General features: G+C 34.0%; 22 protein-coding genes. 9 read left to right on the top strand and 13 right to left on the bottom strand.

Annotated features, from left to right (window positions below; genetic code table 11):
- The first annotated feature begins 166 nt into the window (after window positions 1-166).
- The 3 genes from MHI13_RS14255 to MHI13_RS14265 all read left to right on the top strand — a co-directional run bounded on the left by MHI13_RS14255 (window position 167) and on the right by MHI13_RS14265 (window position 8,324).
- Window positions 167-3,097, top strand: coding sequence for a YSIRK-type signal peptide-containing protein (locus MHI13_RS14255; RefSeq protein WP_340761367.1), 2,931 nt, complete (start codon window positions 167-169; stop codon window positions 3,095-3,097).
- A gap of 171 nt (window positions 3,098-3,268) precedes the next feature.
- Window positions 3,269-4,810, top strand: a complete 1,542-nt coding sequence (locus MHI13_RS14260; protein WP_064210235.1) for an NEAT domain-containing protein — start codon at window positions 3,269-3,271, stop codon at window positions 4,808-4,810.
- Between the two features lie 172 nt (window positions 4,811-4,982).
- Window positions 4,983-8,324 carry an NEAT domain-containing protein gene (locus MHI13_RS14265; protein WP_064210236.1) on the top strand — a complete coding sequence of 1,114 codons (3,342 nt, stop codon included), beginning with the start codon at window positions 4,983-4,985 and terminating at the stop codon, window positions 8,322-8,324.
- 144 nt (window positions 8,325-8,468) lie between these two features.
- Here MHI13_RS14265 and rpmF read toward each other — a convergent pair whose 3' ends face one another.
- Together rpmF and MHI13_RS14275 are read right to left on the bottom strand one after the other, a co-directional pair.
- Window positions 8,469-8,642, bottom strand: a complete 174-nt coding sequence (gene rpmF, locus MHI13_RS14270) for a 50S ribosomal protein L32 (RefSeq protein ID WP_002435373.1) — start codon at window positions 8,640-8,642, stop codon at window positions 8,469-8,471.
- A gap of 76 nt (window positions 8,643-8,718) precedes the next feature.
- The gene (locus MHI13_RS14275) at window positions 8,719-9,273 is read right to left on the bottom strand and encodes a YceD family protein (protein WP_002435440.1); all 555 of its coding nucleotides are present in this window, start codon (window positions 9,271-9,273) and stop codon (window positions 8,719-8,721) included.
- A gap of 126 nt (window positions 9,274-9,399) precedes the next feature.
- Here MHI13_RS14275 and MHI13_RS14280 point away from each other — a divergent pair, with 126 nt between their 5' ends.
- Complete coding sequence (locus MHI13_RS14280) at window positions 9,400-10,533, top strand: nucleotidyltransferase (RefSeq protein ID WP_064210237.1); 1,134 nt, start codon at window positions 9,400-9,402, stop codon at window positions 10,531-10,533.
- Window positions 10,534-10,601: 68 nt separating this feature from the next.
- Here MHI13_RS14280 and coaD read toward each other — a convergent pair whose 3' ends face one another.
- Window positions 10,602-11,087, bottom strand: coding sequence for a pantetheine-phosphate adenylyltransferase (gene coaD, locus MHI13_RS14285; protein WP_002435417.1), 486 nt, complete (start codon window positions 11,085-11,087; stop codon window positions 10,602-10,604).
- A 1-nt stretch (window position 11,088) separates the two neighbouring features.
- Complete coding sequence (gene rsmD, locus MHI13_RS14290; RefSeq protein ID WP_030065228.1) at window positions 11,089-11,631, bottom strand: 16S rRNA (guanine(966)-N(2))-methyltransferase RsmD; 543 nt, start codon at window positions 11,629-11,631, stop codon at window positions 11,089-11,091.
- Window positions 11,632-11,698: 67 nt separating this feature from the next.
- Here rsmD and MHI13_RS14295 point away from each other — a divergent pair, with 67 nt between their 5' ends.
- Entirely contained in the window at window positions 11,699-12,088 is a 390-nt protein-coding gene (locus MHI13_RS14295; protein ID WP_002435389.1) for a DUF7147 family protein, read from the top strand.
- Between the two features lie 11 nt (window positions 12,089-12,099).
- Here the strand turns inward: MHI13_RS14295 and MHI13_RS14300 are convergent, their stop codons facing one another.
- Entirely contained in the window at window positions 12,100-12,351 is a 252-nt protein-coding gene (locus MHI13_RS14300; RefSeq protein WP_002435298.1) for a DUF2129 domain-containing protein, read from the bottom strand.
- Window positions 12,352-12,582: 231 nt separating this feature from the next.
- On the opposite strand from MHI13_RS14300, the gene MHI13_RS14305 reads away from it, so the two are divergent.
- Window positions 12,583-13,509: a glycerophosphodiester phosphodiesterase gene (locus MHI13_RS14305; RefSeq protein WP_030065224.1), complete on the top strand. Its 927-nt coding sequence runs from the start codon at window positions 12,583-12,585 to the stop codon at window positions 13,507-13,509.
- Window positions 13,510-13,736: 227 nt separating this feature from the next.
- Here the strand turns inward: MHI13_RS14305 and MHI13_RS14310 are convergent, their stop codons facing one another.
- The 4 genes from MHI13_RS14310 to cyoE all read right to left on the bottom strand — a co-directional run bounded on the left by MHI13_RS14310 (window position 13,737) and on the right by cyoE (window position 16,826).
- The gene (locus MHI13_RS14310) at window positions 13,737-14,171 is read right to left on the bottom strand and encodes a YlbF family regulator (protein WP_064210238.1); all 435 of its coding nucleotides are present in this window, start codon (window positions 14,169-14,171) and stop codon (window positions 13,737-13,739) included.
- A 19-nt stretch (window positions 14,172-14,190) separates the two neighbouring features.
- The gene (locus MHI13_RS14315; protein WP_064210239.1) at window positions 14,191-15,237 is read right to left on the bottom strand and encodes a CAP-associated domain-containing protein; all 1,047 of its coding nucleotides are present in this window, start codon (window positions 15,235-15,237) and stop codon (window positions 14,191-14,193) included.
- Between the two features lie 190 nt (window positions 15,238-15,427).
- Window positions 15,428-15,889 carry a DUF420 domain-containing protein gene (locus tag MHI13_RS14320; protein ID WP_002435338.1) on the bottom strand — a complete coding sequence of 154 codons (462 nt, stop codon included), beginning with the start codon at window positions 15,887-15,889 and terminating at the stop codon, window positions 15,428-15,430.
- A gap of 25 nt (window positions 15,890-15,914) precedes the next feature.
- The gene (cyoE, locus tag MHI13_RS14325; RefSeq protein ID WP_002435363.1) at window positions 15,915-16,826 is read right to left on the bottom strand and encodes a heme o synthase; all 912 of its coding nucleotides are present in this window, start codon (window positions 16,824-16,826) and stop codon (window positions 15,915-15,917) included.
- 327 nt (window positions 16,827-17,153) lie between these two features.
- Between cyoE and MHI13_RS14330 the strand changes: the two genes are divergently transcribed.
- On the top strand, window positions 17,154-18,062 hold the full coding sequence (locus MHI13_RS14330) for a COX15/CtaA family protein (protein ID WP_002435308.1): 909 nt from the start codon (window positions 17,154-17,156) through the stop codon (window positions 18,060-18,062).
- A 213-nt stretch (window positions 18,063-18,275) separates the two neighbouring features.
- Here the strand turns inward: MHI13_RS14330 and MHI13_RS14335 are convergent, their stop codons facing one another.
- From MHI13_RS14335 to MHI13_RS14345, 3 genes are all read right to left on the bottom strand, one after another.
- Complete coding sequence (locus MHI13_RS14335; RefSeq protein ID WP_064210240.1) at window positions 18,276-21,725, bottom strand: pyruvate carboxylase; 3,450 nt, start codon at window positions 21,723-21,725, stop codon at window positions 18,276-18,278.
- A gap of 358 nt (window positions 21,726-22,083) precedes the next feature.
- The gene (gene ftsW / locus MHI13_RS14340; RefSeq protein ID WP_002435326.1) at window positions 22,084-23,307 is read right to left on the bottom strand and encodes a cell division peptidoglycan polymerase FtsW; all 1,224 of its coding nucleotides are present in this window, start codon (window positions 23,305-23,307) and stop codon (window positions 22,084-22,086) included.
- Between the two features lie 335 nt (window positions 23,308-23,642).
- Window positions 23,643-23,918 carry a YlaN family protein gene (locus MHI13_RS14345; RefSeq protein WP_002435383.1) on the bottom strand — a complete coding sequence of 92 codons (276 nt, stop codon included), beginning with the start codon at window positions 23,916-23,918 and terminating at the stop codon, window positions 23,643-23,645.
- A 144-nt stretch (window positions 23,919-24,062) separates the two neighbouring features.
- Here MHI13_RS14345 and MHI13_RS14350 point away from each other — a divergent pair, with 144 nt between their 5' ends.
- The gene (locus MHI13_RS14350; protein ID WP_023350458.1) at window positions 24,063-24,545 is read left to right on the top strand and encodes a hypothetical protein; all 483 of its coding nucleotides are present in this window, start codon (window positions 24,063-24,065) and stop codon (window positions 24,543-24,545) included.
- A gap of 1 nt (window position 24,546) precedes the next feature.
- Window positions 24,547-24,756, top strand: a complete 210-nt coding sequence (locus tag MHI13_RS14355) for a DUF2197 domain-containing protein (RefSeq protein WP_030065216.1) — start codon at window positions 24,547-24,549, stop codon at window positions 24,754-24,756.
- Window positions 24,757-24,807: 51 nt separating this feature from the next.
- On the opposite strand, the gene typA is transcribed toward MHI13_RS14355, so the two are convergent.
- Complete coding sequence (gene typA / locus MHI13_RS14360; RefSeq protein ID WP_023350459.1) at window positions 24,808-26,655, bottom strand: translational GTPase TypA; 1,848 nt, start codon at window positions 26,653-26,655, stop codon at window positions 24,808-24,810.
- Between the last annotated feature and the right edge of the window lie 67 nt (window positions 26,656-26,722).

Below are 26,722 nucleotides of genomic sequence, written 5' to 3' on the forward strand. Positions count from 1 at the left end.
ACGTCAATATAAAATTGATAATATTTTTAATTAGTTGTTTAAAGTTATAAAAATATGCTAATATATTGTTTGACCATTATCATTGGATAATGTTTTATTTCACTCTAATTCTATAACTTCTCAAAAGACAACTGAGACAACTACTTATCAAAGGAGAGAATAAGTTATGAACAAACCTAACAATTTTTCAAATGACAAACCCACTCAGAAAAATCACTATTCAATTAGAAAATTCACGGTTGGTACTGCTTCTATTATTGTAGGTTCATTCCTTTTCTTCGGACAGGCACATGCTGAAGAAGGCACGGGAGGTAATACTTGGCAAAGAGAAGCTGTAGGTACCGTTAACACAGCTGGTCAACCGAGCACTACAAGTCAAGACCAAAATAATCAAGCTGGTACAGGTACTCCTGCTGCTACACAAACAGGTCAAGATGGAGCTAAAACAAACACTGCCGACCACCAAGGTCAAGGCACTGCAGAAGCTACAGGAACTCAAACTAATCAAGCCGATGCTACACAAACAAACCCTAGTCCAAATACTACCGGACAAGATAACCAAGCTACTAGTACTCCACAAGGAACTCAAACTGCTGGCACAGGTCAAACTTCGCCAACTACAGCTACTGGAGATACTCAAGCTAAACCTCATCCTGAAACAGCAGATCAAGGTAATGGAGCCACTGTGACTTCTAGTCCTCAAAATGATGCAACTTCCCCAGCAGCTTCAACAAAACCAGAGGCAACGACTGGTCAAGATGCTACATCTAAACCAGGTACTACTGAAAACAATGGTACTGGTCAAGGTGCTCAAGCTGGTACTGTAGGTGCTGGAACACCTACTCCATCTCAACCTGAAACACAACCTAATACAGACACTACAGGTTCAGCTAAACCAAGTACTAGTACTACTGATCAAGAGAAACCTAATACAGAAAATCATGGAGAACAAACAGGTACTTCAGCTGGTAATGCTCAAAATGCTGCAGGTACTCCTGGCGAAACTAAACCTAATCAAGCTACACCTGCTCCAAACAATCAAGATACTCAACCAGGTAATACTAATAATGGTGCTACCACAACTCCACAACCTGGAACTACAGGACAAGATACTCAAGGTACTCAATCTAAACCTGGTACAACTGAAACAGGTACAGCTCAAAATACAGGAACTACAGATACACAAGCTAAACCTGAGGCTGGCAATCAAAATGCAGGAACTACTGTGACTCCACCTGCTGATAAAGATAATCAAGCTGGACAAGGTACTGCAGGCACTACAGGTACTCCTGCTCCTGAAACTAATAACGGTGCGACTGGTACTCCTGGAACTACTGCACCTGAAAATAACAACCAAGCTGGACAAGGTACTGCAGGTACTGCAGGAACTCCTGCTCCTGATACTAATAACGGTGCAACTGGTACTCCTGGAACTACTGCACCTGAAAATAACAACCAAGCTGGACAAGGTACTGCAGGCACTGCAGGAACTCCTGCTCCTGATACTAATAACGGTGCAACTGGTACTCCTGGTCAAACAACGCCAAATGGTCAGGATAATCAAGAAAAACCAAGCGCTCCTGGTACTGATCAACAAGGTCAAGACACACCTCAAACAGGTACTCCTGGTCAAGGTACTCAAACGGGTGAAAATGGTACAGGCACTACTGTAACGCCTTCTCCTAATCAAAACCAAGCTGGTAATGAAAACCAAACTAAACCAGGTACTGATAACAACGCTGGGGTTACTACTCCTGACCAAGGTACTGCACCTAAACCTGGCACTGATCAAAATCCTGGAACAGATACTCCAGATCAAAACAACCAAGCTGGACAAGGCACTACTGGTACTACAGGTACTCCTGCTCCTGATACTAATAACGGTGCGACTGGTACACCTGATCAAACAACACCAAGTGGTCAAGATAATCAAGAAAAACCAAGTACTCCTGGTAATGATCAACAAGGCCAAGACACACCTCAAACAGGTACTCCTGGTCAAGGTACTCAAACGGGTGAAAATGGTGCAGGCACTACTGTAACGCCTTCTCCTGATCAAAATACTGAAGTAAAACCTAATGACAATGGTGTCGCTAAACCTGATACTAACAATAATGCTGGTGCTACTACTCCTGACCAAGGTACTGACACTGATCAAAAACCTGGTACAAATACTCCTGATCAAAACAACCAAGCTGGACAAGGCACTACTGGTGCTACAGGAACTCCTGCTCCTGATACTAATAACGGTGCAACTGGTACTCCTGGTCAAACAACACCAAGTGGTCAAGATAATCAAGAAAAACCAAGTACTCCTGGTAATGAAAATCAAGAAAAACCAGATACTAATAATAATGATGGACAAGCTAAACCTACTACTCCGGAACAAAATGGACAATTAGGTGCTGGTGTTAAACCTGGTACAGCTAATCCTGATCAAAATACTGAAGTAACAACACCTAATGAAAACGGTAATCCTAAACCTGGTACAAATACTCCAGATCAAAACAATCAAGCTGGACAAGGCACTACTGGTGCTACAGGAACTCCTGCTCCTGATACTAATAACGGTTCAACTGGTACTCCTGGTCAAACAACACCAAGTGGTCAAAATAATCAAGAAAAACCAGATACTAATAATGATGGACAAGCTAAACCTACTACTCCGGAACAAAATGGACAATTAGGTGCTGGTGTTAAACCTGGTACAGCTAATCCTGATCAAAATACTGAAGTAACAACACCTAATGAAAACGGTAATCCTAAACCTGGTACAGTTACTCCTGATCAAAATAACGAGCCTACAGGTGCTCAAACTGGTGGAGACACTGGTGCTCAAACTGGTGGAGACACTGGACGAAATACTGGTGAAGACAAAGGTGGTCAAACTGGTGGAGACACTGGCAACACTGATAGTGATAACAAACAAACTGTTGTTAACGATGAGGTAAAAACTTCAAATGGTTCAAAAGATAAATCTGAATTACCGGAAACTGGATTAAGCAATGAATCAGACTACGCTACTACTGTATTCGGTACACTATCTTTAGCTGCATCATTATTACTATTAAGAAGACAAAGAAAAGAATCTAAATAGTTATAAATTTCATGGCGAGCTAATCTGATGAAGATTAGCTCGTTTTTTCATTTCAAAATATAATAATAAAATTATCGAAAATTTATTCACTTAATTTCATATTAGTGTATAATATCTTTGTGTTAATTGATAAATAATATCAATAAAAATTACATAGGAGTTGTTCACAACATGAAACATCAACATAAGAAAATCACACTCATTTTAAATAATTTCTTTTCAATTAGAAAGCTTAAATTTGGAGTAGCTTCAATCACATTAGGTTCAGCACTTATTATTGGTGCACACCATGAAGCTCAAGCCGCTGAAAGCAATAATAGTCAAGGTACTCAAAACTCTACAACTATTGACCAAACTAACAAAAATACGAATCAATCACCGCAACAAGCGCAGTCCAAACCAGCCGATACGGTTGCTACTCAAAATTCAAATACTCAAAATAACCAAGCTACTACGCAAAATGCGCCAACTACTAATACAAACAATAGTAATTCAAAGTCGAATGAACTTTCTCAAACTTTAAATTTCCAAGTTCAAAAAGATAAAACAAACGACGTTTCTCACATGGATCAATATGTACAGCATCCTGGTAAAGTAATAAAAAAAGATGATAAGTACTATTTCCAAATCACTTTAGACAACGCCTCATGGTGGAAGAGTTTTCGATTTTTCGATGAAAATGAAACTGAATTACCCACTACAGTTGTAGATGATAATACTGAGAAAGATACTAAAACAGTAAATATGGAAGTAACACCAGGTATGAATAATATTATTAGTAAAGTTCATATTGTAATACCTGCTTTAAAATATGATCATGAATATACAACGCATATTGAATTAGAAAGTGTCATCCCTACTATTGAGGACCCAGAACCAACGGCTACTCAAAATCAAGCTAAACAAAATGATACTATGAATGTAGAACAACCTGATGCTGGTAATAATCAAGCTAAAAATGAAAAACCATCAGCTCCGGTAAACCATACTGATACTAATAATCAAAACACTAAAATTGATAGTCAAGACAAAAAAGATGACGCTTCTACAGATCAACAACCTGATGCTAATAAAAAACAAGACACGACTCAAAAGCCTTCAGCGCCTGTAAGTGATACTGTTACTAACAATCAGGATGCTAAAACTGATAATCAAGCTAAAAAAGATGACGCTTCTGAAGACCAACTACCAGTTGCTGAGAATAACCAAGATACTGCTCAAAAACCTTCAGCGCCTGTAAGTGATACTGTTACTAACAATAAAAATGATAAAACTGATAATCAAGCTAAAAAAGATGACGCTTCTAAAAATCAACAAACAGCTACTGACAAAAAACAAGATACTAAAAAACCGGAAGCTCAAGTAAGCGATACTACTAAAAAGCAAGAAGTAAAAACTAAGAAACAAGATAAAAAAGATGACACCCCTAAAGGTAAACAACCTGATGCTGCTAAACATTCTGAAAAACTCGATAAAATACATAAAGACTCCAACGACCCTAAACCTAAGAAAGACCAAAAGCATGATAAAGATTCTAAAGAAGCCAAAGGAAAAGATTCTGTAGTTAAAGACAATAGTAAATCTAAAACTTCAAAAGAATTACCAGAAACAGGTTCAAAACAAGAATCAAATAGTAACAGTCTAGTATTTAGTCTTATCGCCCTATTATCTTCATTATTCCTTCTTAAAAGAAAAAACAATAAAAATATCTAATGACTTACTACAAGTACATCATTATACGATGTACTTGTTTTTTATTATAAAATTAAATCAATAAAATATTTTTAAAATAGTATTCAAATTAAAAATAAATAGTGTATAATAACACTAAGCTAATTGATAAGATTTATCAATTAGAAATTTATTTTCAGGAGTTGTTAACACCATGAACAAACAACACAAGAATCATTTATTGAGGTATGCCAATTACTTTTCAATACGTAAATTAACCGTAGGAGTAGCTTCAATCACGTTAGGAACCGCCATCTTCTTAGGTACCAATCATGAAGCTCAAGCTGCTGAAGATACTACTTCCCAAGCTAGTACTAATTCGGCAGCTTCTTCTGGACAAAACACTAATACAGCTCACCCAACTGGGGCTTCTACCTCAAGTTCAACTAATCAAAGTGATCAAGCTCAACCGAAAAATACTACTCAAGCTTCATCTGACACACAGAGCACATCAACTTCTCAAAATAATTCAAATAATAATGCTAGTAATACAACTCAATCCGCTTCAAACACTAGCCAAAATGCACAAACTAAATTTCACTCTGCTGATAATTTAAAAGAAGCAATTAAAGATCCAGCAGTCGCAAATCAACCACATGATGAGGGGCCCAGACGCCCTATAGAATTTAGTTTAGAAGGTAGTAGTGAAAAAACTTTCTATATAGAAGCGAGCACAAAAAACCCGGCTGATGTCATATTTACAAGAGATGGCGCAAAAGTTGAATTTGAAGTTCAGACCGCAGATTCATTTGAAAAATTTGAAGTATATAATGGCGATACTAAATTACCCGTTAACCTTGTTTCATTTGATTCAGAAAAAGATTATGCATATGTAAGATTTCCAGTTACAGATGGAACTAAAGAAGTCAGAGTTCTTGCTACAGTAGTATGGGGTGGTGGTACCAACAAAGATTATTATGACGCAAGATTAGTATTTAAAAAGCCAATTCAGAATGATACATCCCAATTCCAAACCCAACAAGAATATGATACTGAGAAGTTATTAGAACCTTATAGAAAAGCTAAAACATTGGAAAGACAAGTTTATGAATTAGAAAAGATTCAAGATAAACTACCTGATAATTTAAAACAAGAATACAAGGAAAAACTTGCTAAAGCTAAAAGTGATTTAGAACAAGAAGTAACGTCCGCTAAACCTGAGTTTGAAAATGTAGAACCTACTCCCAAAACATTAACTGACGAAAAAAATGCTGATTTCGTAGTACTTGAAAGTACTGAAGATAATCCTTCAGTTATGGACGGCTTTGTTCAACATCCTTTTAAAACAGCGACTATTGATGGTAAAAAATACGTTGTAATGCAAACTAAAACTGACTCATATTGGAAAGATTTAAAAGTTGAAGGTAAACGTGTGGTGACTATTTCTCGTGATAAAACGAATGATACACGTACAATCATTTTCCCTTATGAAGATGGTAAAGATGTATACAATGCGATTGTAAAAGTTGTAGTTAAAAATATTGGTTATGATGGTCAATATCATGTAAGAATTCAAAATAATGAATTTGCGAAGAAACGTGTTTCAAGTGATTCAACGGAAAATAAATCAACTTCTACAGACACGAGTACTTCAAATGCATCACAAAACAGTGATTCATCTAAAAAAGTAACTGCTAAAGATTATCAAGCAACAACGTATAAAAATATTTATAAAGATGTTGTGTATGATAAAAATAAATTACATAAAGAATTACCAATTTTTGTAAGTGGACATTTTAGAAATGCAATTAATAATGAGGAATCATCTTTATACGAAGGTGCTTTAAATCCTAATGTAAAAATTGAAAAATTAAATGATTTATATAAATATACTGTTCACTTACATCCTGGAATTGCTGATGTCGGCGGAGAATTCTATGATTTTGAACTTTTCAGAGTAGAATATAAAGACCAACCATTAGAACTTAAAACAATTAATGAGAAGAATAAAATTAAGGAATTCACCGTAACCTCTAAAGATTTATTAGAGAAAATTCAACTCACAGGAACAACTAAATATCCTGAAAATATTAATAATCCTAATAAGAGTAGAGATCAAGCTCATGACGTAACACTTCAATTATACTATGATAGTGCGCGTCAATTTAATAATGACTTATGGAATGACCCTAAAGAGCGTCCATCTAAACCAGCTAAAACAACTAAACCGGCACCATCATCACAGAATCAACAAACTACTACTCAAGCTAACAATAATGACCAATCATCAGTTCCAGATCATGAAGTTGAAACAGCTAAAGTTCCAACTGCTTTCCCTGTAACTATCAAAGGAGATTTGAAATATCAAAAAGACAATGCCCAAGATTCAACATACGCTAATTTATTTGAAAAGGATGTAAAAGTAGAAAAAGTTGGAGACAAATATCAATATACTTTTAAAGTCAAAGAAGCAAATGGTAATTCACTTATCACTAAGAGAACTAAATATCAATTCTCTAAAATTACCCACAATGGTGAAAACGTAATATTAACTGATCAAGGTAATAAAGTTAAAGAAGCAGTTTTAACTACTGATAAATTACTAGATAAAATCCAACTCGTAACTAAAGTGGTATCTAAACTTGATAAAGAAGGAAATGACGTAGCAACAACATTAGTGCTTGATTTCCCTGTTATAGAGAAACCAAAAGCTGATTCTAACCAAACGAACAATCCTACAAATAATAATCCAAACAATAATAATGCAACGACTAACCCTGTAGAAACACCAACTACTAAACCTAATGAAACACCAACAGCTAAACCTATGAAAACTCAAAACACGACACCATCAGTAAAACCAATTACAACAGATTTTGAAAGTGCTATTACTACACCTACAGTATTGAAAGATGAAAAAGCCGTTGATTTTTCTATACTGAAAAAATTAAAAGATCAACCATCTGCAATAGAAAATTACGTTCAAAAACCTTTTAAAGTAGCTATAGATGAAAAAGGCAACAAACTTGTAGTTCTTACAATTAAAAATGATTCTTATTGGAAAGAATTTAAAGTTGAGGGCCAACGTGTAACAACAATAGCAAGAGATAAAGAACATGATACGCGTACTGTTGCGTTCCCTTATGTAGAGGGTCAAAAGGTTTATAACGCATTTGTAAGTATTGAAGTTCCTAAAATCGGCTATAAAGGAAATTATGATATTAGAATAATTAATGATGAACCTAATAAAGAATTCAAACCTATTCCAATTCCTAAAAAGGAAAAACCAAATCCTAAGCGTCCAACAAAACTTACAAAGACTTCTTTAAAAACTAAAACTTTAACAGTTACTAAAGATAGAAAATCTGACCAAACTCAAACAGTAACATTTACTAAAGATAGTAAGTCAAACAAATCTCAATCAACTGACAAATCTAAAACTTTACCTTATACTGGTTTAGATTCTTCTCAAACAACAATATGGGCAAGCTTATTAGCATTCTTAGGTAGTACGTTACTTATAAATAGAAAGAACCGTAAAAGTGACAAACATTAATAGCACTATCTTACAAAATATTAATCAATAATTTATCGTCGGCCTACAGCAATCCCCTACAATGCTGTAGGTCGATGTTTATAATAAATAAAAAATCCAGTAACCTTAGACAGATTACTGGATAAAAATAAATATATAAATTTATTATTTAGAAACGACTTCTTCACCGTTGTAAGAACCACAGTTTTTACATACGCGGTGAGATAATTTGTATTCGCCACAGCTTGGGCATTCAGTCATACCAGGTACTGAAATTTTGAAATGCGTACGGCGTTTATTTTTTCTTGTTTTAGACGTTCTTCTTTTTGGTACTGCCATGATTAATCCTCCTTAAGAATAGACACTTAATTAAAATGTCAGTTCAATTAATACTATTATACCATTAATTAAACTGCTATTGCTCTTTATCATATAATTGTTGTAATTTCTGAAGCCTTGGATCAACTTGCTTAGTTTCAGAATCATCTTCTTGTTCTTTTTGAACTTCAATTAATTGATCTTCATCAATGACTTCCCAGCCATTACCTTCTGTTAGCATTTGATCACTATTTTCAGAAAAGGCGCGCATAGGCTTTTCAATAATTACAAGTTCTTCAGCAATGTCTTTGATATTAATCATACCATCAGTGACAAGATGATAATGTTCATCTTCTTGATCGTCATCATCGGTATAATCATCGTAGCCTTCTAAGTCAAATACTTCTGAAGTAGTTACATCTAGAGGCACATCTACTGGCTCTAGCGTACGTGCACATGGCATAGTATATGTACCAGTAACATGCATATCTGCAATCACTTCATTAGATTTCACTGTTAATAGGCCTTCAACATTTATTTCTGATAGATCAATTAAATCTAATGACTCTTTCAAATGATCAAAATGAGCCTTTTGGTTAAACTCAAACGGCTTACCTTGATACTTTCTCAATTGTGTTATTGACCATTTCATATGGCTTCACCTCTAACAAGCACAAAATTTATTTTAACTTTCCCAACAAAAGTTGTCAAGATTTTTTCTTAACATATATTGTTCTGTTACAATACTAATGATGAATATTGAAAGGACGAAATGCAAATGAAAAGTGTTGGGCTCATAACTGAATATAATCCATTTCATAACGGACATTTTTATCACTCACAACAAACTCAACTTCACTCCAATTCAAATGTAACAATTGCGTTGATGAGTGGCAACTTTGTTATGCGTGGAGAACCTGCAATTTATAATAAATTTACTCGTGCTGAAATGGCCCTCACTGGCGTTGATTTAGTTGTGGAATTACCGTTAATAGCTAGTCTCTCTTCAGGAGATACATTTGCTGAAATGGCTATCAAAGTAGCTCATTATTTAGATATTGATGAAATTTCTTTTGGTAGTGAAAGCGCAGATATAGAAGAATTACAACAACTTGCGTCTACTATTTCAACTTTAGAAAGCCACCCAGATTTTAAAAGTAAACTCAAAGAAGGAAAGAGTTACCCTCGTATATTGAGTGAACTCACTAATCATCATAAACTTATTCAATCGCCGAACAACATGCTAGGTATAAGTTATCTTAAGGCAATTAAACGATTTGCACCACTTATGAAAGCAATGACAATTAAACGTGAAGGTTCACATCATCACAACTCTGAAATACAGCATCCTACCTTTGCAAGTGGAACATCTATTCGTCAGTCTTTAATAAAGAACGATAATGAGTGGAAGCGTGTGGTTCCTGAATCAGTACACGTTTTGTATCATAAACCTCATGCTTCAATCGAAGATACATTTCCTTTCATTAAGTATCAACTTATGGTGCAAGATACTGACGCTCTAGCGTCAATATACACTGTAAATGAAGGCTTTGAGAATCGTTTGAAATCTATAGTTCAAGAGAGTTACTCGTTTAAAGAACTAATGGAGAAGCTTAAAACGAAACGTTACACTTATACTCATATACAACGTGTGCTTATGAATGTATTAATCAATGTACGTGCTCATAATGTAAAAAAAGACATCCCCGCTGTTAGAATTTTAGGAATGAATGATACTGGTAGAAATTACTTAAAATATTTAAAAAATAAATTTCCTGAGCGTCAATTTATCACTAATATAAATAAAAAAAATGCACACTATTTCCAAAATGAAATTAAAGCTACACAAGTGTATAATCTTATCAGCAAACAATCTCAAACAGATTTTAACACGCCTATCATACGCAAATAAAAACCATTTCAACACATACCCTTACTGATTGAATTTCGTTCAGTAAAAATTGTTGAAATGGTTATTTTTTAAACATCAAATTTATCTTTTAATGCTTTCTCAACATTTGGTGGTACAAATGCTGAAATATCTGCTTTATAGGCTGCTACCTCTTTTACAATGCTTGAACTAATAAATGAATAATTCGTGCTTGTCATCATGTACATTGTTTCAATATTATTGTTTAACTTCTTATTCATGGAGGTTAAACGTAATTCATATTCAAAGTCACTGACTGCACGTAGACCTCTGATAATCGTTCTTGCTCCTACTTGATCACAGAAGTCGACTAACAAGCCATTAAAGTGATGAACTTCTACATTTGATAAATGTTGAACAGAATCTCTTATTAAATCGATTCGTTCTTCTAAATCAAATGTTCCACCTTTGCTGCTATTTTTTAAAACACATACATGAATTTCATCAAAGCGATCGGCGCTTCGCTCTATAATGTCTAAGTGTCCATATGTAATAGGATCGAAACTACCGGGAATAACTGCTCTCGTCTTACTCATTTTATTCTCCTTTTTCAAGTAACAAAGTATCTGTCAAACCGTAATGATAACGCTTAATCACTTGGAACGGCTCATATTTAATATCCTCATGATTACTAAACTCACAAACGATAATACCATTTTCTTTTAATAAATTAAACTCCGAAATTCGCTCAATTGCTTCATCAATTAACCCCTTTTTGTAAGGAGGATCTAAGAAAATGACATCAAATTGAATATCACGTTTAGCAAGTGCTTTTAACGCTCTATCGGCATTATTTTTATATACTTCAGCTTGAGGCATTAAATCCAATTGATTTAGATTAGCTTTGATGACTTTAACAGCCTTAAAGTTTTGATCTACAAAAATAACTTTTTCCATACCACGTGATAACGCTTCTATGCCCAATGCTCCGCTTCCTGCGAATAAATCTAATCCTAAACCTGAAACTTCATGCAAACTGTTAAAAATGCCTTCTTTTACTTTATCCATAGTAGGTCTTGTATTTCGTCCTTCAAGACTTTCTAACGCTTTACTTTTATGTTTACCTGCAATTACGCGCATCGCTCACACTTCCATTTCAATAAGTTATTTAATATAATTTGTTGTATTAAAGGAGACTGATTAATTTATGAAACAATCGTTTATCAAAATCGGTGAAGGTTTAACAGATTTATTTGAATTCACTACCCTTATCGAGTTCAATCACCCTCGTATCAATCGCATCATTTACTTTCATTCGCCACAATCTGAAAAACAACTATCTTCAGTAGCAATGATTATGAATCCGACATCTGGCAACCACTTTCAAGCTATGTATATCATGGTTAATGCTTTAAACTATCCATATCCAGATGGAAATAAGAAATTTGAAATTATTAATACTGAAGCTGAAAAGTATAATATTCCAATTGTAGGCATTGATGTTCAACCACCAGAAACTTACCCTGATATAGATTTATATTTTAACTATCTTATCAGCGTATTACGTCTACAACGCTGGATTCCACCATTACAATAAAACATGAGTGTTTATAGCACTTCATGTTTTTCCTTCTCATAAGTTTTCTTTAAAAACTTATATGGTGACCCATCAATATCTCTCACATATTTAAGCTGCATGAGTTTATGTACTACATAATCAGCATCTGCTTCATTGACGTACATCACCACATATTTTCTTTGTCTATTTGAATGAACAATATGTCCATATTTTCTTATTTGTCGTTCGTGCTTAATATGTTTTAAATAAATAATTAAACTTACTCTAGGAATTAAATTCATATCTTGCTCACTCCATTATTCATACATAAGTAATCATATCACGTCTATGTTTGTATTGAAATGACTATGATTGTTCTTGAAACACCCTAACCACTCTATGTAAGTTTATCCTTACGCCCACTATTTATGAAAATGAATATTATTATGATTATACGAGATGAAGATACTATACTTTTAATAATAAGAAAATATTTGTTAAGCTATGTCTAATAATAAAGAGGAGGCTCATAGATGAGTAATAATAAAAGATGGTTAGTCAAAGGTTCTTTAGCAACCGCTGGTATCTTAGGAAGTTTGTTTTACTTTAATAAAAATAAAGCACCTAAACAAGTTAAGTCTATTCCAGCATTTTTTTCAGGACAAGCACCCTATTTATTTGCCCATAGAGGCGGGATGGCAGTTCGTCCTGAACAAACTCAATTAGCATTCGACAATGCAGTAGAATATGGACTAGACGGTTTTGAAACAGATGTACGTTTAACTCAAGATGGTAAATTAATTGTCTTTCATGATGCGCTTGTCGACCGTACTACTAATGGTTCAGGTAAAGTCAGCGAACATACTTTAGAAGAATTGAAACGACTAGACGCAGGCTATCATTTTACAGATATTAATGGTGCTACGCCTTATCGCAATGATCCTCATGCCAAAATACTTTCATTTGAAGAATTATTAGAGATGTACCCAAACATGTATATCAATGTTGATTTAAAAGATGCACCTAATACGTATGAAGGTCGACTTGCTCCTGAGGTGATGTACAATACTATTGTTAAACATCAAGCGCAAGATCGTGTGCTCGTAACAAGTTTTCATAAAACTCAAATTCGACGCTTTGTTGAGTATAGCAATGATGAAATAGCCGTCGGTGCTAGTCAAGCTGAAGTAGCTGAAGGTTTCTTGAAATTTAATAGTATGCTTGGAAATACATTCACGCCTCAAGCTGATACATTTCAAATGCCAACTGAGTTTAAAGGTGTGCCGTTAACGTCTAAACGCTTTATCGACTGGCTAAATTTAAATAATATTGTTCCAGGTTTCTATGGTGTGAACAGCATTGATTTAATGACAGACCTTTATAATAAAGGCGTTCACACCTTAGTTACAGACCGCCCTGACTTAGCTAAACAATTTAAAGAAACCTTACTTAATAAGTAAAATACTGTTGCTTTAAGCTTATCGATACAGTAGAGATTTTATATAGAATGATATGCATCCTAAAGTTAGATTTTCAACTCATTGTATAAAAGCATTTCATTTCACATAGACGCATCATCACAAATCAAATCATAATTAAAAAACACTTTCGATGACATTTTTTATTCATCGAAAGTGTTTTTATTGCTAGATTAAATACTCTCTTCGCATCTTCTTTTTATCTATATTTATAATGAACAATTGCAAGATCCACCAGTTGCACACCCATTATGACCTGTTTGGAAGAATGGATCCCCCGCTTCAATTTTCACATTTTCCGAAACTGCGAATGCAATTTTTGTCAGTACTTCATCAATTAAATTCTGTAATGCGACTTCCTTTGTCTTATATTCCATGACAACAGATAACATTTCGTATGCACGCTTACGTTGACGTGTTTCCATCATAATTCTTTTATAGTCAGGGTGATATTTACCAAATCTCATGACATCATCATATTGATCTTTTGACTTTAAAAATGCTTGATAAAGTAAATGTGCTTCGTCGTCATTTTCTAAATTATCTTTAGCATATTGATAAGTTTGATATACGTCTGATTGAACAATCATATCAGATAAATTTTCTATCTCATCTAAAATGGATAATGTTTCTTCAGTAATCATATTCTCACCCTTTCGTATTTTACTTTTCCAAGAAAATTAATGAATAATAATCTTTCATAACCTCTCCGCCCATTTCGTCATACTTATTATTTAACATACGAGAGCGGTGGATATCTGAGTTCATCCAACTATGGATTAAAGTTGGTACATCATCAAAATCATACCCTACGTTCTGACTCGTTGATGTGTAGGACACATTGTTTTCATCGAGTTGTTGTGTCAATGCATTCTCAGTGAATTCGGCACTATCAGTACCCTTTTCAGTTGCTTCATACAAGTTAATTGAAGCTATATGTGCAATATCGTCATTAATTTTTAAAGGTTTTAACCCCTTTAACTCTCTCATTTGATTAGTGACTTCATAAAGTGTAATGAGTTGATTCGGGTTCTGTTCAAACGGTGTTGCTTTATCTTTAGAATCTGAACTGTCACCTTCATCGGTATTTAATTTATATGGTTGTAGTGCCGCTAATGTATTTGAATCTAAGAATCGAACTGCTAAGATTTTGTTTGATTCTTGGTCAGAATAAACTTGCGCGTAGACATTACCATATTTAATTAATGTTTGAGTTTTCATGTCTTCATCCGACATTTCAAATCGATACGTCTTACCATTAGATTGTATCGTTGGTTCCGGGTTAATGCTTGTATTTTCAAATAGATGTGAGGCACTCTCACCGATAGTTAACGGATCAACTTTGACGTCTTTTCCGGTTGCATAAACTGAAGTAATAATATCTTTCTTAGTACTTACGATATAATATTCATTATCTTTTTTGAATATGTAATTTTTATAACCATATTTAAATGGATATGTACGATCAGCTTGACCATAGTGTTTAGTCATAAATTTAATATCTTTACCAATCCAAGTACCAATGCCATGTTTAGGTTTAGGATTTTCAACATTCTTATTAGACTTTTGGAATTGTTCTGAATGATTACTTTTATTACTTTTATTTGGATTCTCTAATACATCAAATTTAAGACGTGGTGAGTAAAATAAATAAATTAAAAAAGTAATTAAAAAAATAACACCTACTACTTTGATAACTAACTTTTTCATTACTCACCCACCTCTACAGAATTAAGTTTATTGTACAAAAATAGTCTATTATTTATCAAGACAAGCGATTAAACCTTCAACGCTAATTTATAGTTTTCTAGTTTAGTATTGTAGCTAAAATTAAAAAAACTGATAAAACCTACAATGAAGTTTTATCAGTATAGTTGAATAGAAAGAACGAATAAATAAATTATAGTCCTAGAGTTGCTTTAATTAATGAGGTTGTTTCTCCGCCTGGGTAAAGTACATACAATAGAATGTACACCGCCACGCCAGTAATTGCTGTGAAGAACCAAATAATCGATGCAACCGGTCCAATCTTTCTATGAATATTAAATTTATCATTAAAAGCTAAAATAATTTGTACTAATCCTAATACACCGCCAATAGTAGCTAAGTTGATATGGAAAACTAAAAAGATGGTGTAGTAGATTTTCACTGAATCTGGACCACCAAAGGCAGTATTCCCTATGAAAATTGTTCTACTAGCATAAATAATAAAGAAAGTTAATGCAAAAACTGCTGCCCATAACATGACTTTTTTATGTTTATCAATTTGACGTTTCCAAATTAATCTCCATCCGATAGCCACTAAGATTGCACTAATGACGATACATGAAGTACTTATCGTGGGTAAAATGGGTACGCTCATAAGTTTCATCCTTACTTAAGTAAATTTAGATCATTTTAATTAATGAAACGACAACAACAAGTACGAAAAATACAACTAAGTAGTTCAATGAATAAATGAACATTTTTGTCGCCCATTTTGTTTGGTCAGAATCTTTCTTGAAGGTAGTCAATCCTAATGCTAACCATCCTAGATTAAGTAATGTAGCGATGACTACAAATGTTACACCTAAGCCAGACAATAAGAATGGTAAAGGTAATAAGAATACTAACCAAATGAACATGCTAATTCTAGTGCGTTTAAAACCTTTAACTGATGGTAACATCGGAATATTAGCTAATGAATATTCGTCACTTCTTTTAATAGCAAGTGCATAAAAGTGAACGGGTTGCCAACAAAAGACAACTAAAAATAGTGCAATGGCTGCTAAGCTAATATTGCCATCGATAGCTACCCAACCAATTAATGGTGGTACAGCACCAGGAAAACTTCCAACAACTGTATTCCAAGTTGTATGTCGTTTAGACCAAATTGAATAATAAGAAACATATCCTACAATACCTATTAAACCTAAAACGCCTGAAGGTACGTTCAATAGGAAAAGACTAGCTTCACCAATTAACATCATACCAAAGCTTAATATTAATAAGTTTCTATCTGAGATTCTATCGTTTACAGTCGGTCTACTTTGTTTACTAGGCATAATGCTATCAATATCTTGATCATAATAATTATTTAAAGCACATGCGCCCCCCATGATTAAAGTAGAGCCAACAATCATCAATAATATTTGAGGTATAGACGATAGGAAGGAATGGTTTGTCATTACAACTGCAAGCCATGCGCCTGCAAATGCAGGTATCAAGTTACCTTGAACGAGGCCCATTTTAATGATTTGTTGTAATTCTTTGAAGGTTACTCGGCCCGTATCCTGTGACAAAGTGTGTTCTTTGCTCATAGTTCCCCTCCTTGAATTTTTCATATAGTACAATGATATAGTATATTTTATTAAAAGACTAGGTTTTATAAAATTAAATTGTGACACTTTAGCGACATTATAAATCGTCGATTTTGTGACACAATTAAAAATGGTATTCTTGTTATAATGAGTTAAAAGTAAAAATATGTACATTAATTTAAAGTACTAAAATAACAAGTGTCAAAACAATTTATATTGTCTTTTTTGTCTTATAATCACAATATGTGATGCAATAAATAACGTTAAAATTTATGACAAAAGATGGCAAAAAAGTGCGTACTTTAATTAATGATGGGGTGTTTATCATTGTTTAGAAAGCAGAACCTTAAATGGTTAGGTGTTTTAGCTACGATTATTATGACCTTTGTTCAATTGGGTGGCGCCCTCGTAACTAAAACAGGATCAGAAGATGGTTGTGGATCATCATGGCCATTATGTAATGGTGCACTTCTTCCTCAAAATTTACCAATTCAGACGATTATTGAATTAAGTCACAGAGCTGTATCAGGTCTATCTCTTATCGTCGTGCTTTGGTTAGTCATTACAGCATGGAAGAATATTGGATATATTAAAGAAATCAAACCACTTTCAATCATTAGTGTTGCTTTCTTACTTGTCCAAGCACTAATAGGAGCCGCAGCCGTAATATGGCAACAGAATGCTTATGTTCTTGCATTACATTTCGGTATTTCTTTAATTAGTTTTTCATCAGTATTCGTAATGACTCTAATCATATTTTCTGTTGACCAAAAATATGAAGCTGATGAATTATTTATTAAGAAGCCACTGCGTACATTAACATGGCTAATGGCAATTATTGTGTACCTTACAATTTATACTGGTGCATTAGTAAGACATACTAAGTCGAGTCTTGCTTATGGTGCATGGCCAGTGCCATTTAATGATATTGTGCCACATAATGCGCATGATTGGGTACAATTCGCCCATAGAGGTATGGCATTTATCACATTTATGTGGATTATGTTCACATTTATTCATGCTATTAAAAATTATTCTGACAATCGCACAGTACGCTATGGTTATACTGCTGCATTTATTTTAGTTATTTTACAAGTTATTACAGGTGCGCTATCTGTTATAACAAATGTAAATTTAATTATTGCATTATTCCACGCATTATTTATCACATATTTATTCGGAATGATTGCCTATTTCATCTTATTGATGTTAAGAACAACACGTAGTATGAAATAGTATTACTATAAATTTTAACCTTCATTTCTAGGTTAAATGGAAAATACAACTTCATTTGCTACCCGCGCCCTTCAAGGATAATGAGTATAAGTTTACCTTGAAGGGCGCGTTCTATATACCCACACATATGTCATACATTATTGCCAGCGTATATAAAAGCCCGCCCGATTGTGTAAACTTTTAATCCTCACACAATCGGGCGGGTTTCGCATATTATGATAGCTTTTCTATTTCAATAAGTAGATCGCCGGTTGCAATGGCATCACCACTCACTACAGTAACTTGTTTAATTACACCATCAAATGGTGCTTGTATAGTAGTTTCCATCTTCATAGCTTCAGTAATCAACAATGGTTGATTTGCTTTAACTTCATCACCTACAGCAACTTTAACCTCAGTGACAGATCCAGGCATTTGAGCTCCTATATGGCTAGGATTAGTTTTATCAGCTTTAGGTTTCACATTAGCATTTGTCTTCACATTTTCGTCTTTAATATAAATTCGACGTGCTTGACCATTCATAGCATAATAAATTGTACGATTACCATTTTCATCAGGTTCACTAATTGTTTCGAGTTTAATTATTAATCGTTTACCCGTATCAATTTCTATTTCAACGGTTTCACCATTACGCATACCAAACAAGAATGTCGGTGTATCAAGTAATGATAGATCACCATATTGCTCTTTTGTTTGAATATATTGGTTATACACTTTCGGATATAGGACATAGCTTATAACATCTTGTTCAGTCACTTCACCCTGTTGCTTTTCAGCTAACTCTTCACGAATCTCGTCAAAGTCAACAGGCTCTAAATATTCTCCAGGTCTCTCAGTAAGTGGTTGTTGGCCTTTGAGAATAACTTCTTGTAATTTTCGATTAAACCCATTTACTGGCTGACCAATTTCACCTTTAAAGAATGAAACCACTGATTCAGGAAAATCAAGTTTATACCCATCGCTAAGTACTGATGATTCATCTAAATCATTCTGCACCATGTAGAGCGCCATATCTCCCACTACTTTAGAAGATGGTGTTACCTTAACTATATCACCAAATAAGAAATTCACTCTACGATACATATCTTTTACTTCGTCAAAGCGCCCACCTAATCCTAAACTTTTAGCTTGTTGACTTAAATTAGAGTACTGACCTCCAGGCATTTCGTGTTGATATATTTCAGTGTTAGGTGATTTAATATCACTTTCAAAGTCAGCATAGTAAGGACGAACAGTAGCCCAGTAATGACTTAATTCTTCTAAACCTTCAATATCAGTTCTTAAGTTGCGTGGGAAACCATTGAGTGCATAATATAAAGAATTCGCACTAGGCTGACTTGTCAATCCACTCATTGAAGCAACAGCTGTATCTATGATATCTACACCTGCGTCAATAGCTTGTTTATAAGTTAGCAAACCATTTCCACTTGTATCATGTGTATGGAGATGAATTGGTAAATTAATTGCTGCACGTAATTCACCGATTAATTCATTTGCTGCTTTTGGTTTCAGCAGTCCAGCCATGTCTTTAATTGCTAAAATATGGAATCCTTCTCTTTCTAATTCTTTAGCCATTTTCACGTAGTAATCTAATGTATAGATATTAGAACGTTCGACATTTAAAATATCGCCTGTGTAACAAATTGCACCTTCAGATATTTTACCTGCTTCTTGCACGGCTTCATTAGCAATTTTCATTTGATCGACCCAGTTTAATGAATCGAAGATACGGAAGACATCTACACCTGCGTTAGCACTTTCATGTACAAATTTCTTAATTACATTATCAGGATAATTTTTGTAACCAACGGCGTTAGATGCACGTAATAACATTTGGAACAAGACATTAGGTATTGCTTTACGCAATCTTTCTAAACGTTCCCAAGGATTCTCTTTTAAAAAATTATATGCCACATCAAAGGTTGCGCCACCCCACATTTCTAATGAAAAGCTATCTTTAAATACTTCAGCAGTTTTAGACGCAATATTCATCATGTCTTTCGTTCTTACACGAGTAGCTAATAATGACTGATGTGCATCTCTGAAAGTGGTATCTGTAATGAGTACGTCTTCCTGTGCTCGTACCCAATCAGCAAGCCCCCTAGGTCCTTGGTCATCTAAAATTTGTTTCGTTCCAGATAATTGATTAACACGATCTTGAGATACTCTCGGAATTGATGTTGATTCGTAATCTGGTTTAGGGCGTTGTTCCACATTAGGGAAGCCATTTATAGTTACATTCCCAATATATTCTAGTGTCTTAGTACCCCTATCAAGTGTAGGTGCAATATTGAATAATTCTGGTGTTTCTTCTATAAATTTAGTTGTATAATCTCCACTTCTAAATTTATCATTTCGCATCACGTTGATTAAAAACGGAATGTTGGTTTTAACTCCACGTATACGCATTTCTCGTAGTGAACGTTCCATTTTTTCTTCAGCTTGTTTATAAGAAAACGCATGTGTAGATAATTTAACCAATAGAGAATCATAATATGGTGAGATTTCAGCTCCTTGGAAACCATCGCCAGCATCCAATCTAACTCCAAATCCACCGCTCGAACGGTATGCGATGATTGTTCCTGAATCTGGCATAAAATCATTCAATGGGTCTTCAGTAGTAATACGACATTGAATCGCATATCCAAGCGTTTGAATATCTTGTTGTTTTGGCATAGCAATTCTATCACCAAAAAGTGACTCGCCATCAGCCACTAAAATTTGAGTTTTAACAATATCTATACCTGTGATCATCTCAGTAATTGTATGTTCAACTTGTACACGTGGATTGACTTCAATAAAGAAGAATTCATCACCTGAGACTAAAAATTCAACTGTTCCAGCATTTACGTATTTAATATTCTCCATCAACTGAATAGCTGCTTCACAAATACGTTCTCTTAAACTGTTTGATAATCCTACTGAAGGCGCAACTTCAACAACTTTCTGATGGCGTCGTTGTACTGAACAATCTCTTTCATACAAATGTATAATATTACCTAGTTCATCACCAATAACTTGTACTTCAATATGTTTAGGATTATCAATATATCTTTCAATATAAACTTCGCTATTGCCAAAAGACTTTTCAGCTTCTGATTTAGCACGGTGGAAAGCATCTTCAAGTTCACTTTCTTCCCGTACAATACGCATACCTTTACCGCCTCCACCACTAGTCGCTTTAATCATTAGTGGAAAGCCAGCTTCTTCTGCGAATTGTTTGGCTGCTTCAAAACTTTCAATAGGCCCATCTGTACCTGGAATAACAGGCAAATCGGCTTTAATAGCAGTTGTTCTCGCTTTGACCTTATCTCCAAACATATCTAAATGTTCAAGATGGGGACCTATAAATTTAATATTTTCTTCCGCACATCGACGTGCGAACTGTTCATTTTCACTTAGAAAACCATATCCAGGGTGAATCGCATCTACACCTGCACGTTTCGCTACCTCGATGATGCGTTCAATGTTTAAATAACTTTCAGCAGGTCCCAAATCACTACCAACTAAGTAAGATTCGTCTGCCTTATATCTATGTAATGAACTTTTATCTTCATTAGAATATATTGCTACTGTATTGATATTTAACTCTGCTGCTGCTCTAAAAATCCTGATGGCAATTTCACCACGGTTAGCAACAAGTAACTTCTTTATATGTTTCAAAAGCGAAGACACCCCTCGTATTTTTTGAATTTTCTAACTAATTAGATAATAAGATTTTATCTTAAATGATTGAATAATTCTATAGTAATTTACAAAGTTAAAGATAATTTAATTTTTTGTAACACTTTACAATGCAACAAAATGATCATGAAATTTCTCTACACTATCAAATCTATAACTTCAGATAATCTTATTATTATCGATAACATAATTTTATCATTAATAGTACATATGTGCTAGTTTAGAATAAATGCTTTACATTATTTTAATTTTTAAAATAATAAAAAAGACAATCTATAGTAGCTTGATCTCAACTTCTTGAAAATCATTTAACTATAGATTGTCTTTAATAACTTATTTAATTATAACGGCGTTTCATATCGATTTTACGTTGCTTTTGGCGTTTATCATCTTGTTTGATTTGTTTAGCAGTAATTAATAAAAGACCCATGGCAATACTTAAACTAATCATTGCTGAACCACCAAAACTAATAAATGGTAACGGTACACCTGTTAATGGGATTGTAGCTGAAATACCACCGATATTAACAAATGTTTGGCTTCCTATATAACTTGCGATACCGACGCAAACTAATTTGTAAAAATAAGAATTTGTTTTATTAGCTAATTGGAATGCTCGATATACAATGAAATATTCTAAAATAATTACTAATAAGCCACCCACTAAACCTAACTCTTCGCATATCACCGCAAAGATAAAATCAGTATGAGGTTCTGGCAAGTAACCCAATTTCATTATACTGTTACCTAATCCACGTCCAAATAATCCACCATTACCTATCGCCATTAAGGAATTAGAAATATGATACCCTGTTCCTGATTCTTGTCCAAATGGATTTGTCAACGTACTAAAACGTGCTTCTAAATAACTAGGAACCATATGTAGTATCAACATAAACGATGCAATAATAACAAATCCTAAAGCTACTAATAATCCCCACTTCAACATATTCTGAACACCAATACCAGAATAGAAAATAATTGAGAAGAAGATGATTAGTATTAACATCGTTTGCCCAACGTCCTTTTGGAAAAGAACAAGAACCAAACACGTTACTACGAATAGAATTGGACCTAAGATTAACTTGATGTTCTGTCTTACTGCAGGCATTTTCTTTTCAATCATAAATGGTATGTAAAGAATGATGGCAATTTTTAGTAACTCTGATGCTTGTAGATTCATAAAACCTAAATTAATCCAACTCTTGGAACCATTGATATTTTTACCAATAACTAAAGTCAGTAATAGTAGTACGAAAATACCAATCATCATTCCTTTTTGAACATTAGGCTTCTTTAGGACTTTTACATTCATAATAAATGCCATAAAAAAGACTATAGCGAAACTCATAATAACGTATAAAAGTTGTCTGTTATAGAAGTAAGTTCCTGCAACGGCTACACCACCAGTTAAAGTACCTTTAGTTGCAGCTACCATACTTGCGCTGTATACCATTACTAATCCAATCAAACACAGGAGTACGTATGTAATTAATAATGGATAATCGATAAATTTAGAAGTTTTTCCAATATACCGCATTATATTTTTAAAATTATTCATATACTAGATCATCCAATTCTAAATTTTTAAAGTTAATTACTTCGTTGACTTAGTTCATTTATCTTCACTTTTTAAAAAGCTGTCTTACCTATTATATACTTGAACCCTTCAATTAAACAAATATTATTAGGTTAAGCATCAACTTATTTTATAGCATAAGCATGAAACAAAAATGACTGAGAAAGATATCACGTTCAGATATCATCTCAGTCACTCATACGATGACGTATATGTACGATTAAGTCTATACGTTGTCGTAAATATATATGTTATTAACGCATTCATATTGACACTTTAAATACGTGCGTTATGCTAAATCTATTGGAAGTAAAACATTAAACATTTGTGAAAGCTTCATGTAATTTAGAAAGTTCTTTTTCTAATCTTAACATTAATTGCTTACCATCTTCTTTATCAACTAAACCAAGTTGAACAGCGAAATCAACCTCTTTTTGAAGGCCAAACATTTGAGTATCTAACACTTCTTCATAAAGCGGACAAGAAGGTAAAGTTAAGTTATCCATCTGAACTTTAATAAGATGTAAGATTCTATCAGCATCTTTATTCAACTGGTCATATGCCGCATTATTTAATTTCGATTGGTTAGCCATGACATACTCCCCCTATCATTTCAATTAATATCTTCACATTAGAAGTTTATCTTAATAGGTATTAAAAAGCAAGTGAATTTAAATTAAGTCACTATGATTTTATGTTAAAATAATTAAAGATAAAAAATGAGGGAGTGGGCATATATGATCCAAATTAAGGGCGCAGTTAAGTTTCCTATCTCTTTGGATAGTACAACTTGGATTTTCGATGACAGAAAAGTGAGTATCGATGATTTAGAACGTGGGGTTTTCGACGGTACTAGACCTGTTAACTTCGAAGATAACACTGAATGGAATCGAGCTATTTTAGAAGGACAAACCAATCCACCTACACTTGATTCAGAAATTAAATATAAAAAGCGTTCAGTTTTAGAGGGATCTTTCGTCATTAATATGACACCATTTTTCAAAAATGCTGAACCACACGATAAAGCAACAGCAATAAAACTTTATAATGATAATGATGCTATCGAAATACCAATTGAATTATTACCTTACTTATTCTTCCAATTCGCGAAAGATGGCAAACGATTATATAGCGACAATGCCGTTGATAGCTTTGTTTATGTGCCAGAGGATGGGTATACATATGAATTCAAATATGTAACTCATATAGAGGTGATTTAATGTGCTAGAAGTTCAATGTATCATTTGTGATACAAAAGTGTTTATTGATGAACAAACAGTTGAGGCTAAACGCTTAAGAAACAATCCTATTCGCACCTTTATGTGCGATGATTGTAAAAGTCGTTTAGATACACCTAAACAACGCAAACCACAAGTGATGGAAGACATTTCTAAAACAGAAAATCATTCAATCGATAAAGATGAATTATAAAAAAGGTGCGGTTTAAGTTACCCATAACTTAAGCCGCACCTTTTATCTATATTATTGATCTTCTTGCATCATTTGTTTAACGCGTTTTGCTTCTTTTTCACGTGCTGATTTGTTTAAGATTTTCTTTCTTAATCTAATATTTTCTGGTGTAACTTCAACTAATTCATCGTCATTGATAAATTGTAATGCTTCTTCTAAAGTTAAAATTCTAGGACGATTCATCGTTTGAGTTTGATCTTTCGTAGCAGAGCGTACGTTAGTTTGATGCTTCGCTTTCGTAATATTAACTGTTAAGTCATTTTCACGGTTATGTTCACCAACTATCATACCTTCATAAACTTCTGTACCTGGTTCCATGAAGTTTACACCACGGTCTTCTAAGTTAATAATTGCATATGATGTAGCTTGACCTTGGTCCATTGAGATTAAAGCACCGTTACGACGCCCACCTATTTGAGCTTTAACACGAGGTCTAAATTCTTCGAAAGTATGGTTAATAATACCATAACCACGTGTCATAGACATAAATTCTGTAGTATAACCAATCATACCACGTGCTGGTACCATAAAGATAAGACGCGTAAGACCATTATCAGTAGTCATCATATCTAACATTTCACCTTTACGTGCACCTAGAGATTCAATTACTGCACCAGCGTTTTCAGAAGGTACCTCACATTGTACACGTTCAAATGGTTCGCTTAACACGCCGTCGATTTCTCTTAAAATAACTTGAGGTTTAGAAACTTGTAATTCAAAACCTTCACGTCTCATATTTTCAATTAAGATTGAAAGGTGTAACTCACCGCGTCCAGCTACAATCCAAGCATCTGGTTGGTCTGTTGGAGTAACTTTTAATGAAACGTCTGTTTCAAGTTGTTGCTCTAATCTTTCTTGAATTTGACGTGCAGTGACATAGTCACCTTCTCGACCAGCAAATGGTGAATTATTTACTCGGAAAGTCATTTCAAGTGTTGGTTCGTCAATACGTAACACAGGTAACGCTTCTTGATGATCATGAGGTGTCACAGTTTCACCAACATTGATATCTTCCATTCCTGACACAGCGATTAAGTCTCCAGCTTGTGCTTCTTCAATTTCTTCACGTTTTAAACCAAAGTAACCAAATATTTTAGTTACTCGGAAATTCTTGATTGAGCCATCTAACTTAATTAATGATACGTTATCTCCAACACGCATTTTACCTCTAAATACGCGACCAACTCCAATACGTCCAACATAGTCATTATAATCTAATAATGCGACTTGGAATTGTAACGGTTCATCTTGATTATCAATTGGAGCGGGAACATAATCAATTATTGTTTCAAATAATGATTGCATGTTTTCATCTTGGTTATCTGATTCAAGGCTTGCTGTACCGTTTACTGCTGAAGCATAAACAACTGGAAAATCTAACTGTTCATCATTTGCTTCTAATTCGATAAATAAGTCTAATACTTCATCTACTACGCCTTCAGGACGTGCAGCTGGTTTATCAATTTTATTTACAACTACTACTGGTTTTAAATTTTGTTCTAATGCTTTTTTAAGAACAAAACGAGTTTGTGGCATTGTACCTTCATATGCATCAACTACAAGAACAACACCATCAACCATTTTCATAATACGTTCAACTTCCCCACCGAAATCGGCATGGCCAGGTGTGTCTAAGATATTAATACGTGTGCCTTTATAATCAATTGCTGTATTTTTAGCAAGAATCGTAATACCACGTTCTCTTTCTAAATCGTTTGAATCCATTGCACGTTCGTCTACATGTTCATTTTCTCTGAAAATACCAGACTGTTTAAGCAACTCATCTACTAAAGTTGTTTTACCATGGTCAACGTGCGCAATAATCGCTATATTACGAACATCTTCTCTTAAATTAGTCATTTTATAAATTTCCTTTCTTGAGTAAACTCCCACTTTTAATTACAACTGTTTTATTATATCATATATT

Source organism: Staphylococcus sp. FSL K6-0223 (genome assembly GCF_038008285.1).

Coding starts and splice junctions, on each gene's coding strand:
- MHI13_RS14255 (WP_340761367.1), top strand. CDS start 167: ATGAACAAACCTAACAATTTTTCAAATGACAAACCCACTCAGAAAAAT.
- MHI13_RS14345 (WP_002435383.1), bottom strand. CDS start 23,918: ATGGCTAACCAATCGAAATTAAATAATGCGGCATATGACCAGTTGAAT.
- MHI13_RS14320 (WP_002435338.1), bottom strand. CDS start 15,889: ATGAGCGTACCCATTTTACCCACGATAAGTACTTCATGTATCGTCATT.
- MHI13_RS14275 (WP_002435440.1), bottom strand. CDS start 9,273: ATGAAATGGTCAATAACACAATTGAGAAAGTATCAAGGTAAGCCGTTT.
- typA (WP_023350459.1), bottom strand. CDS start 26,655: ATGACTAATTTAAGAGAAGATGTTCGTAATATAGCGATTATTGCGCAC.
- MHI13_RS14280 (WP_064210237.1), top strand. CDS start 9,400: ATGAAAAGTGTTGGGCTCATAACTGAATATAATCCATTTCATAACGGA.
- MHI13_RS14295 (WP_002435389.1), top strand. CDS start 11,699: ATGAAACAATCGTTTATCAAAATCGGTGAAGGTTTAACAGATTTATTT.
- coaD (WP_002435417.1), bottom strand. CDS start 11,087: ATGAGTAAGACGAGAGCAGTTATTCCCGGTAGTTTCGATCCTATTACA.
- MHI13_RS14265 (WP_064210236.1), top strand. CDS start 4,983: ATGAACAAACAACACAAGAATCATTTATTGAGGTATGCCAATTACTTT.
- MHI13_RS14310 (WP_064210238.1), bottom strand. CDS start 14,171: ATGATTACTGAAGAAACATTATCCATTTTAGATGAGATAGAAAATTTA.
- MHI13_RS14305 (WP_030065224.1), top strand. CDS start 12,583: ATGAGTAATAATAAAAGATGGTTAGTCAAAGGTTCTTTAGCAACCGCT.
- MHI13_RS14350 (WP_023350458.1), top strand. CDS start 24,063: ATGATCCAAATTAAGGGCGCAGTTAAGTTTCCTATCTCTTTGGATAGT.
- cyoE (WP_002435363.1), bottom strand. CDS start 16,826: ATGAGCAAAGAACACACTTTGTCACAGGATACGGGCCGAGTAACCTTC.
- ftsW (WP_002435326.1), bottom strand. CDS start 23,307: ATGAATAATTTTAAAAATATAATGCGGTATATTGGAAAAACTTCTAAA.
- MHI13_RS14315 (WP_064210239.1), bottom strand. CDS start 15,237: ATGAAAAAGTTAGTTATCAAAGTAGTAGGTGTTATTTTTTTAATTACT.
- rsmD (WP_030065228.1), bottom strand. CDS start 11,631: ATGCGCGTAATTGCAGGTAAACATAAAAGTAAAGCGTTAGAAAGTCTT.
- MHI13_RS14300 (WP_002435298.1), bottom strand. CDS start 12,351: ATGAATTTAATTCCTAGAGTAAGTTTAATTATTTATTTAAAACATATT.
- rpmF (WP_002435373.1), bottom strand. CDS start 8,642: ATGGCAGTACCAAAAAGAAGAACGTCTAAAACAAGAAAAAATAAACGC.
- MHI13_RS14260 (WP_064210235.1), top strand. CDS start 3,269: ATGAAACATCAACATAAGAAAATCACACTCATTTTAAATAATTTCTTT.